General features: G+C 72.5%; 11 protein-coding genes. All 11 read left to right on the top strand.

Annotated features, from left to right (window positions below; genetic code table 11):
* Positions 1–363 precede the first annotated feature (363 nt).
* The gene (locus LE548_RS03795; protein ID WP_225095164.1) at positions 364–2,484 is read left to right on the top strand and encodes an ATP-binding protein; all 2,121 of its coding nucleotides are present in this window, start codon (positions 364–366) and stop codon (positions 2,482–2,484) included.
* 110 nt (positions 2,485–2,594) lie between these two features.
* A complete protein-coding gene (locus tag LE548_RS03790; protein WP_225095163.1) occupies positions 2,595–3,029 on the top strand; it encodes a roadblock/LC7 domain-containing protein in 435 nt (144 codons plus the stop codon).
* 2 nt (positions 3,030–3,031) lie between these two features.
* Positions 3,032–3,403: a DUF742 domain-containing protein gene (locus LE548_RS03785; RefSeq protein WP_225095162.1), complete on the top strand. Its 372-nt coding sequence runs from the start codon at positions 3,032–3,034 to the stop codon at positions 3,401–3,403.
* Positions 3,381–3,980, top strand: coding sequence for an ATP/GTP-binding protein (locus LE548_RS03780; RefSeq protein ID WP_225095161.1), 600 nt, complete (start codon positions 3,381–3,383; stop codon positions 3,978–3,980). Before LE548_RS03785 ends, LE548_RS03780 begins: the two co-directional genes overlap by 23 nt.
* A gap of 109 nt (positions 3,981–4,089) precedes the next feature.
* Positions 4,090–4,665: a GAF domain-containing protein gene (locus LE548_RS03775; RefSeq protein ID WP_225095160.1), complete on the top strand. Its 576-nt coding sequence runs from the start codon at positions 4,090–4,092 to the stop codon at positions 4,663–4,665.
* Positions 4,666–4,869: 204 nt separating this feature from the next.
* Positions 4,870–5,898 carry an L-threonine 3-dehydrogenase gene (gene tdh / locus LE548_RS03770; protein ID WP_225095159.1) on the top strand — a complete coding sequence of 343 codons (1,029 nt, stop codon included), beginning with the start codon at positions 4,870–4,872 and terminating at the stop codon, positions 5,896–5,898.
* Positions 5,899–5,944: 46 nt separating this feature from the next.
* Positions 5,945–7,138, top strand: a complete 1,194-nt coding sequence (locus LE548_RS03765) for a glycine C-acetyltransferase (RefSeq protein WP_225095158.1) — start codon at positions 5,945–5,947, stop codon at positions 7,136–7,138.
* A gap of 30 nt (positions 7,139–7,168) precedes the next feature.
* Positions 7,169–8,074, top strand: a complete 906-nt coding sequence (locus tag LE548_RS03760) for a LysR family transcriptional regulator (RefSeq protein WP_225095157.1) — start codon at positions 7,169–7,171, stop codon at positions 8,072–8,074.
* 46 nt (positions 8,075–8,120) lie between these two features.
* Entirely contained in the window at positions 8,121–8,702 is a 582-nt protein-coding gene (locus tag LE548_RS03755) for a helix-turn-helix domain-containing protein (RefSeq protein ID WP_225095156.1), read from the top strand.
* Positions 8,699–9,220, top strand: coding sequence for a GNAT family N-acetyltransferase (locus LE548_RS03750; protein WP_225095155.1), 522 nt, complete (start codon positions 8,699–8,701; stop codon positions 9,218–9,220). The genes LE548_RS03755 and LE548_RS03750 overlap by 4 nt, the downstream gene beginning before the upstream one ends.
* Positions 9,221–9,250: 30 nt before the next feature.
* The gene (locus LE548_RS03745) at positions 9,251–9,610 is read left to right on the top strand and encodes an MmcQ/YjbR family DNA-binding protein (RefSeq protein WP_225095154.1); all 360 of its coding nucleotides are present in this window, start codon (positions 9,251–9,253) and stop codon (positions 9,608–9,610) included.
* The last annotated feature ends 102 nt before the right edge of the window (positions 9,611–9,712 follow it).

Genomic DNA, 9,712 nt, shown 5'->3' with positions numbered 1-9,712 from the left:
CGGCGGCCGTTGTCGTGTGCCGCGCGTGCGCGAGCGCACGCAGCGCCTGTGACGGCCCGGTCGATTCACAGAACCAAGGCCAAAACCAAAACTCTCCGTAACCGGGCGAGGGGGCGCCACCCTTGCCGTCGGGCGGCCCCGGCCGGTTATCGGTCTGTCGTACGAGGCTTCATACCAGAGCGGGACGCTCCTCGGGGGACTTTGTCAACTGCCCACCGCACATGATGCTCAGGCAACTACTGTGAGTGTCCGTCGGCGACGGGGGGCCGGAGTCCCCGGTTCCGCCGGCCGACGCGATGACGCATGCCCGCCTCGCGCACCCAGCGAGAGCAGGCACCACGGACCAGTACGAGGACGCAAGCGATGTCTCACCTCCGAGCACCGGCCACGCGCGCCGACCGCCGGGAGGGCGGCCGGCACGGGCGGCCGGTCGCCCGAACGACTCCCGCACTGCCCGAGACGCACATACGGCCCCAGCTCATGCGGCTCGCCGTACTGCCGCCCCTCGCGGTCGCGCTCAGCGCCACCGCCGCGGTCCTGTTCAGCATCCGCTCCACCGGCGCCCGCACGGGTCCCGTCCTGTGGGCGGTGCTCGCCGGCGCGGTCGCCGTGACGATCGCCGGCATCCTCATCGCCGCCGTGGCCGCCGACCGCGCCGCCCGCTCGGTCGCCGACCGCGTCGACGCGCTGCGCCGTACCGCCGCGCGCGGCGAGGCCGACCTGCACGCCCTCGTGGACACGCTGCGCCAGGGTGCGACCCCGCCGCAGCGCACCCCGCCGCGCCGGCCGCCCGCGGACGCCGACGAACTCGAACTGCTCGCCGCCCAGCTCTCCAGCCACACGGGCAGCGAGCAGAAGCTGGAGGTCTTCGTCAACCTCGCGCGCCGGCTGCAGTCCCTCGTGCACCGGGAGATCTCGATCCTCGACGAGCTGGAGAACGAGATCGAGGACCCCGACCTGCTCAAGGGCCTGTTCCACGTGGACCACCTGGCCACCCGGATCCGGCGGCACGCGGAGAACCTCGCCGTGCTCGGCGGCGCCGTCTCCCGGCGGCAGTGGAGCAACCCGGTGAGCATGACCGAGGTGCTGCGCTCCGCCATCGCGGAGGTCGAGCAGTACTCCCGGGTGAAGCTGGTGCCGCCGATCGCCGGCGAACTGCGCGGCCACGCCGTCGCCGACGTCATCCATCTGCTCGCCGAACTCATCGAGAACGCCTCGGTGTTCTCCGCCCCGCACACCCAGGTGCTGCTGCGCGCGGGCCTCGTCACCTCGGGGCTCGCCGTGGAGGTCGAGGACCGCGGACTCGGCATGCCCGTCGGCGAACAGAACCGGATGAACGCCCTGCTCGCCGACCCCGACCAGGTCAACGTCGCCAGCCTGCTGGCCGACGGCCGCATCGGGCTCTACGTCGTCTCCCAGCTCGCCCGCCGGCACGGCATCCACGTACGGTTGCAGACCAACATCTACGGCGGTGTCCAGGCCGTACTCGTCGTCCCGCAGGCGTTGTTGGGCACGGCACAGCCCCAGGAGGCGGCCGGCACCGGTGCGTCGCCGCAGACGGGACCGCAGGGTCACGGGCCGCACGCGCAGGCGGCGGTGCAGGCACAGGCACAGGTACAGGTACAGGTGCAGACCCGGACACCGGCTGCCGGGCCGGGGTCCTCGCAGGTGACAGGCGGCTGGTCGGGGGACGGGACCCCCGCCGCGCAGGCCGGCGCCGGACAGACCGGTGCCGGACAGGCTGCGGGCACCGGACGGCGGCGGCACGCCCAGCGCGGGACCGGGCGGCACGGTGCCGAGACCAGTACCGGCTCCGGCTCCGGTTCCGGATCCGGGGACAGCGGTTCCATGACCGGCGGTTCAGCGGTCAGTGGATCAGTGACCGGCGGTTCAGCGGTCAATGATTCAGTGCCCGGTGGTTACGGGCGGTCCGGTGCCGAGGCCGGCTCGGGGCAGACCGGCGGCGAGGGACCGCCCGACCGGCACGGTGGTGGCGTACCGGCGCCCCTTCCCGTACGCGGTGCCCGGCAGGACCGGCCCACCCCCGCCGCGGCCGTGCCCGGCATCGGCGCCGGGGACCGGCCGGCCGTCGAGGCGCACGCCGGCATCCTGCCCACCCCGCGCGCCGGCACCGTGCGCGGCACCATGGGCAAGCCCCAACTGCCCCGCCGACGCGCCCAGGAGCACATCGTGCCCCAGCTGCGCGGCGGCCCCGCACCCCGCCAGGACGCAGACATCGTCCCGGGCCACGATCCGGGACTGATGGCGGCCTTCCAGCGCGGGATCGGACTCGCCGAGGCGCAGCAGCACATGGAACACCTTGAACACATCGACAGTACGGCGGCCGTACCCATGGCGCCCGTACCCATGGACGGGGCGGAGCATCTGGACCCGACGCCCATACCCCAGGGGCGCGGCCTCGTGCCCGGACTCGACGGTGCCCGTGGCGCCGGCCGGACCGACGGGAGCGCACCGGCCGACTGACCACCCGCACCGCACCCACCCCGCGCCACCCCGCACGACCGTGCACCACCCCGTTCCGCCTCCCCTGCCCGCGCTCCCGCAGATCTTCGTACCCAAGGAGTCGATCCACCATGGCGAGCGATGCGCCGACCGCCCACGCAACCGACCTCGACTGGCTGCTGAGCGGCCTCGTGCAGCGCGTACCGCACACCAGCAGCGCGGTGCTCCTGTCCTGCGACGGGCTGGTGAAGTCCGTGCACGGCCTCGACATCGACAGTGCCGACCACATGGCGGCCCTGGCGTCCGGTCTGTACTCCCTCGGCCGCAGCGCCGGCGTCCGGTTCGGCGACGGCGGGGACGTCCGCCAGGTCGTCGTCGAACTCGACTCGACCCTGCTGTTCGTCACCACGGCCGGCTCCGGCACCTGTCTCGCCGTACTCGCGGGCCGGGAGGCCGACGCGGCCGTCCTGGGCTACGAGATGGCGATGCTCGTCAAGAGCGTCCGCCCCTACCTGGTGACCGCACCCCGCCAGCACCCCGTCGACTCCGCGGCGACGAGGCCTTGAGCGTGACCGCAGCCGGCGACGGGCCCTGGCTGGACGACGCGGCCGGACGGCTGGTGCGCCCCTTCACCGTCAGCAACGGACGGACCGAGCCCAGCGTCGCCCTGGACCTGATGTCGCAGGTGATGGCCACCGGCGTCACCCCGCTCGGCTATCTCGGCCCCGAGCACGCCCAGGCGCTGGACCTGTGCCGCGCGCCCGTCTCGGTCGCCGAGGTCGCCGCGCATCTGAAGCTGCCCGCGGTGGTCACCAAGGTGCTGCTCGCGGACCTCGTCGACTGCGGGGTGCTGACCACCAAGCCCCCCGTCTTCCACCACACACCCACTGACCGGTCTCTGCTGGAGGCAGTGCTCGATGGACTACGACGACAGCTCTGACCCGTTCCCGACCGCGCTGAAGATTCTCGTGGCGGGCGGGTTCGGGGTGGGCAAGACGACCTTCGTGGGCGCGGTCAGCGAGATCGCCCCGCTCAGTACGGAGGAGCTGCTCACCACGGTCAGCGTCGGAACGGACAGTCTCGACGGCATCGAGAACAAGATGGAGACCACGGTCGCCATGGACTTCGGCCGGATCACCCTCGATCCGCACCATGTGCTGTACCTGTTCGGCACGCCGGGGCAGGAGCGGTTCTGGTTCATGTGGGACGAGCTGTCCGAGGGTGCGCTCGGCGCGGTGATCCTCGCCGACACCCGGCGCCTGGAGGACTGCTTCGCCGCCGTGGACTTCTTCGAGGAGCGCGGGCTCGGCTTCATCGTCGCCGTCAACGAGTTCGACGGCTCCTACCGCTACGACCCCGAAGAGGTCCGCGCCGCCATCGACCTCGACCCCGAGATCCCCGTCGTCCGCTGCGACGCGCGGATCTCCAGTTCCGGCGTGCAGACGCTGCTCACCCTCGTACGCCACCTCCTCGCCCACGCTCCGGCGACCGCGCCGAGCCATGGCGCCCATATGTGATCCCGTCCTACCGTTCACGGAGTCCCTGTATGAGTTGCACCTACAACACCGAAGCCCGGCTCGATGCCCGGACCGAAGCCGGGCCAGGCGTACGGCCCGGAGTCCGGCCATGAGCTACGAGCCGCCCCGGCCGGTCCGGGGTCTGCTGCTCACCCCCGAGGACAGAGAGGCCCCCGCCCGTGTCCACCGGCTGCGCCGGCTCGGCCTGGTGGACCGCCCCGATCCCGCGCTCGACGGCTTCGCCGCCCATCTCGCCCGGCTCACCGGCGCGCCGTACGCCATGGTCAACTTCATCGGCGAGGAACACCAGTTCTTCGCCGGGCTGAGCGCCCCCGCCGTCGCGCCGGTCGTCCGGGAGGACGGCAGCCGCGCCGAGCTCGGCCGGGTCCTGCCCCGCGACCACGGGTTCTGCCCCCATGTGGTGGTCCGCCGCAAGGCGCTGGTCCTGGAGGACGTCCGCGACTACCCGCGCTTCGCCGGCAACCCGATCGTCGACGCCTATGGCATCCGCTCCTACATGGGCGCCCCGCTCATCGACAGCTCCGGCATGGTGCTGGGCACCGTGTGCGCGGCCGGCATCGAGCCCCGCGTCTGGGGGAGGGACGGCCTGGACACCATCAAGGCGCTCGCCGCCGACCTCGTCGTAGGCCTCGAACGGAGCGCCGAGGACGGGTTACCCCTCTGACCCGCCGGCCCTGCCCCCCGACTCGGACCGGGGCGTGGGAAACCCCGGAGGCGTGAAGGAAAGCTGAGGCGGCGGTTAAGAAAAGCTCGATGGACCCGCGGCCCGCGCATACGGCAGATTGCAGGGTGATTCCACCCCTCTGACCCGGTGCGGGCTCCTTCGGCGTGCCCGCGGGCCGGGATCTCACGCACAGGAGCCGCATTCGTGAAGGCGCTGGTCAAGGAGAAGGCGGAGCCCGGACTCTGGCTGACGGACGTACCGGAGCCCGAGATCGGCCCCGGTGACGTACTGATCAAGGTCATGCGGACCGGTATCTGCGGCACCGACCTGCACATCCGGGCCTGGGACGGCTGGGCGCAGCAGGCGATCCGCACCCCGCTCACGGTCGGGCACGAGTTCGTCGGGCAGGTCGTCGAGACCGGCCGGGATGTCACCGACATCCGCATCGGGGACCGGGTCAGCGGCGAGGGCCATCTGGTGTGCGGCAAGTGCCGTAACTGCCTGGCCGGCCGCCGCCACCTGTGCCGGGCCACCGTCGGCCTCGGCGTCGGCCGCGACGGCGCGTTCGCCGAGTACGTCGCCCTGCCCGCGAGCAACGTGTGGGTGCACCGGGTGCCCGTCGACCTCGACGTCGCCGCGATCTTCGATCCGTTCGGCAACGCCGTGCACACCGCGCTGTCCTTCCCGCTGGTCGGCGAGGACGTCCTGATCACCGGCGCCGGACCGATCGGCCTGATGGCCGCCGCCGTGGCCCGGCACGCCGGCGCCCGCAACGTCGTCGTCACCGACGTCAGCGAGGAGCGGCTGGAACTGGCCCGCAAGATCGGCGTGAGCCTCGCGCTGAACGTCGCGCAGTCCACCATCGCCGACGGCCAGCGCGAACTGGGCCTGCGCGAGGGCTTCGACATCGGCCTGGAGATGTCCGGCCGTCCCGAGGCCATGCGGGACATGATCGCCAACATGACGCACGGCGGCCGGATCGCCATGCTCGGCCTGCCCGCCCAGGAGTTCCCGGTCGACTGGTCCCGGATCGTCACCTCGATGATCACCATCAAGGGCATCTACGGCCGCGAGATGTTCGAGACCTGGTACGCGATGTCGGTGCTGCTGGAGGGCGGCCTGGACCTGGCCCCCGTGATCACCGGCCGCTACGGCTACCGCGACTTCGAGGCGGCCTTCGCCGACGCCGCGAGCGGCAAGGGCGGCAAGGTCATCCTGGACTGGACCGCGTAAGCGACGTAATCCCCCCTTCTGCGCACGCACTTTCAGGAGCTTCCCCATGTTCGACACCGTCCGCGACGACCTGCGCGCCACCCTCGACGAGATCCGCGCCGCCGGTCTGCACAAGCCCGAGCGGGTCATCGGCACCCCGCAGTCCGCGACCGTCGGCGTCACCGCCGGCGGCCGCCCCGGCGAGGTCCTCAACTTCTGCGCCAACAACTACCTCGGCCTCGCCGACCACCCCGAGGTGATCGCCGCCGCCCACGAGGCCCTGGACCGCTGGGGCTACGGCATGGCCTCCGTCCGCTTCATCTGCGGCACCCAGGAGGTGCACAAGGAGCTGGAGGCGCGTCTGTCCGCCTTCCTCGGCCAGGAGGACACGATCCTGTACTCCTCCTGCTTCGACGCCAACGGCGGTGTCTTCGAGACCCTGCTCGGCGAGGAGGACGCGGTGATCTCCGACGCCCTCAATCACGCCTCCATCATCGACGGCATCCGCCTGTCCAAGGCCCGCCGCTACCGCTACGCCAACCGTGATCTGGCGGACCTGGAAGCCAGGTTGAAGGAGGCGTCCGACGCGCGCCGCCGTCTGATTGTCACCGACGGCGTCTTCTCCATGGACGGCTACGTGGCGCCCCTGCGCGAGATCTGCGACCTCGCCGACCGCTACGACGCGATGGTCATGGTCGACGACTCGCACGCCGTCGGCTTCGTCGGCCCCACCGGCCGCGGCACCCCCGAGCTGCACGGCGTCATGGACCGGGTCGACATCATCACCGGCACCCTCGGCAAGGCCCTCGGCGGCGCCTCCGGCGGCTATGTCGCCGCCCGCGCCGAGATCGTCGCCCTGCTGCGCCAGCGCTCCCGGCCGTACCTGTTCTCCAACACCCTGGCCCCGGTGATCGCCGCCGCCTCCCTGAAGGTCCTCGACCTGCTGGAGTCGGCGGGGGACCTGCGGGAGAAGCTCGCGGCGAACACCGCCCTGTTCCGCCGCCGGATGACCGAGGAGGGCTTCGACATCCTCCCCGGCGACCACGCCATCGCCCCCGTCATGATCGGCGACGCGGCGAAGGCGGGCCGCATGGCCGAGCTGCTGCTGGAGCGCGGCGTGTACGTGATCGGCTTCTCCTACCCGGTCGTCCCGCAGGGCCAGGCCCGGATCCGCGTCCAGCTGTCCGCCGCGCACTCCACGGCGGACGTCGACCGCGCGGTGGACGCGTTCGTCGCCGCCCGCGCGGAGCTGGCGGCCTGACCAGCGCCGACAGCTTGGGATAATGAGGACATGATCGAAGCACGGCGGCTCCACATCCTCCGTGCGGTGGCCGACCACCGCACGGTCACCGCAGCGGCCGCCGCGCTCTATCTCACCCCCTCCGCGGTCTCCCAGCAGCTGACGGCCCTGGAGCAGGAGACCGGCCACCGCCTGGTCGAGCGCAGTGCCAAGGGCGTACGGCTCACCCCGGCCGGCGAGATCCTGCTGAGCCACACCAACGCGGTCCTGGCCCAGCTGGAGCGGGCCGAGGCGGAGCTCGCGGCGTACGGTTCGGGCGAGGCGGGCACGGTCACCGTGGCCGCCTTCGCCACCGGCATCGCCCAGGTCGTGGCCCCGGCCGTGGCGCGGCTCGCGGACACCGCGCCCGGCATCCGGATCCGGGTCCAGGACGCGGAGGGCGACGCGAGCCTGCCGATGGTGCTGGACCGGCAGGTCGACGTGGCGGTCGCGGTCGAATACCGGGGTGCACCGCCCGCCGACGACCCCCGGTTCACCCATGTCCCGCTCTACGCCGAGCCGTTCGACGCGGTCGTACCCGTCGGGCACCGGCTCGCGGACCTCGCCGAGGTCCCCCTCGCCGAGCTGGCCAAAGACCCCTGGATCGGCCCGTACCCCGGCAACCCCTGCCACGACGTGGTCGTCCTCGCCTGCGAGAGCGCCGGCTTCCAGCCTCGTCTGGAGCACTCCTCCGACGACTTCCGCGCCGTGGTTGCGCTGGCCTCGGCGGGCGCGGGCGTGGCCCTCGTACCGCGCTCTGCCCTGAGCGGCATGGACCTGACCGGGGTGATCGTCCGCCCCGTCGACGGCGTGGCCCCGACCCGCCGTGTCTTCGCCGCCGTTCGGCGCGGAGCCGAGGGACACCCGCTGATCCGCCCGGTGCTGGACGCGCTGGGGCTGGCCGCGCAGCAGGCGTGAGGATTCCGTAACGCGGGCTTCTCGTATCCGGGATAGCGTCCCGCATATGAGAAGCCCGGAGGATCCCCTCGACGCCCGGCTCGACGCCCGGCTCGGTACCCGGCTGGCCGAGCTGCGCGCCCAACACGGCTGGTCCCTCGGCGAGTTGGCGGAGCGCAGCGGAGTGAGCCGGTCGACCCTGTCGCGTGCCGAACGTGCCGAGATCAGCCCCACCGCCGCCCTGCTGAACCGGCTCTGCCACGTCTACGGCCGCACCATGTCCCAGCTGCTCAGCGAGGTCGAGGCGGAACCCGCCCCGCTGGTCCGGGCCGCCGACCAGCGGCTCTGGGAGGACCGCGCCTCCGGCTTCGTCCGGCGCTCCGTCTCCCCGCCCCACCCCGGCCTGCGCGGCGAACTCGTCGAGGGCCGGCTCACGCCCGGCGCCGACATCGCCTACGACCGCCCGCCCGTGACCGGCCTGGAACAGCATCTGTGGGTGCTCGACGGCGCCCTGGAGGTGACCGACGGGGAACAGGTCCACCGCCTCGGCACCGGGGACTGCCTGCGGATGCGGGTCTTCGGCCCGACCCGGTTCCGCTGCGCCGGATCCGGCGAGACGCGCTACGTACTGGCGGTGGTGCGGCCGTGAACGTGGAGCGCTGGGACGGCACCCGCGTACGGGAGCGGGCCGGGGAGCTGGCGGAGCTGCTGGCCGACACCGTGGCCGGCGGCGCCTCCGTCGGCTTCCTGGCCCCGCTCGGACGCACCGAGGCCGCCGCCTGGTGGCGGGAGCGGGCGGACGCGACGGCGGCGGGCCGGCTCGCCGTGTGGGCGGCGGTCGACGCCACCGGCCGGGTCACCGGCACCGTCAGCCTGGCCTACCCCGACAAGCCGAACAGCCGCCACCGCGCGGAACTGGTGAAGCTCATGGTGCATCGCACCGCGCGCGGGCAGGGCCTCGGCCGCCGTCTCCTCACCACCGCCGAGCAGGCGGCCGCCGCGACCGGCATCACCTTGCTCCACCTCGACACCGAGACCGGCAGCCCCGCCGAGCTGCTGTACCGCTCGGCCGGCTGGACGCGGGCCGGCGTCATCCCCGATTACGCGCTGAGCCCGGCGGGCGAACTGCGGCCGACGACGCTGTATTTCAAGCGGCTCGAAGGGTGACTGTCAGTGCCAGCAGCTACGGTGCGTTGCATGCCGGACGCTGAAGATGTACGCCGTATCGCCCTGTCCCTGCCGGACACCACGGAGAAGATCGCCTGGAGCATGCCCACGTTCCGGGTCGCCGGGAAGATGTTCGCGACCCTGCCCGAGGAGGAGACGTCCATCGCCGTGCGCTGCCCCAAGGAGGAGCGCGACGAACTGGTGCTGGCCGAGCCGGAGAAGTTCTGGGTCGCCGACCACGAGGCACAGTTCGCCTGGGTGAGAGCGAGACTCGCCGCGCTGGAGGACGAGGACGAGCTACGGGACATCCTCGCCGACTCCTGGCGCCAGGCCGCCCCGCCCCGACTCCTCGACGCCCACCCCGAGTTGGGCCGTCCGCCCGTGGAGTGAAAATGCCCGACGCACGGCACGACAGAACTACCGAGGACACGCGCCGGACTTGGGGAATTCAGGGCGCTGGGGGGACTCGGGGAACTGAGGGGGCTCGGGGGA

The sequence above is a fragment of the Streptomyces sp. CoH27 genome (genome assembly GCF_020181035.1).
Lineage (GTDB): Bacteria > Actinomycetota > Actinomycetes > Streptomycetales > Streptomycetaceae > Streptomyces > Streptomyces camelliae.
Note: the sequence above shows the minus strand (reverse complement) of the source record. Positions and strands in the feature narration are given on the sequence as shown.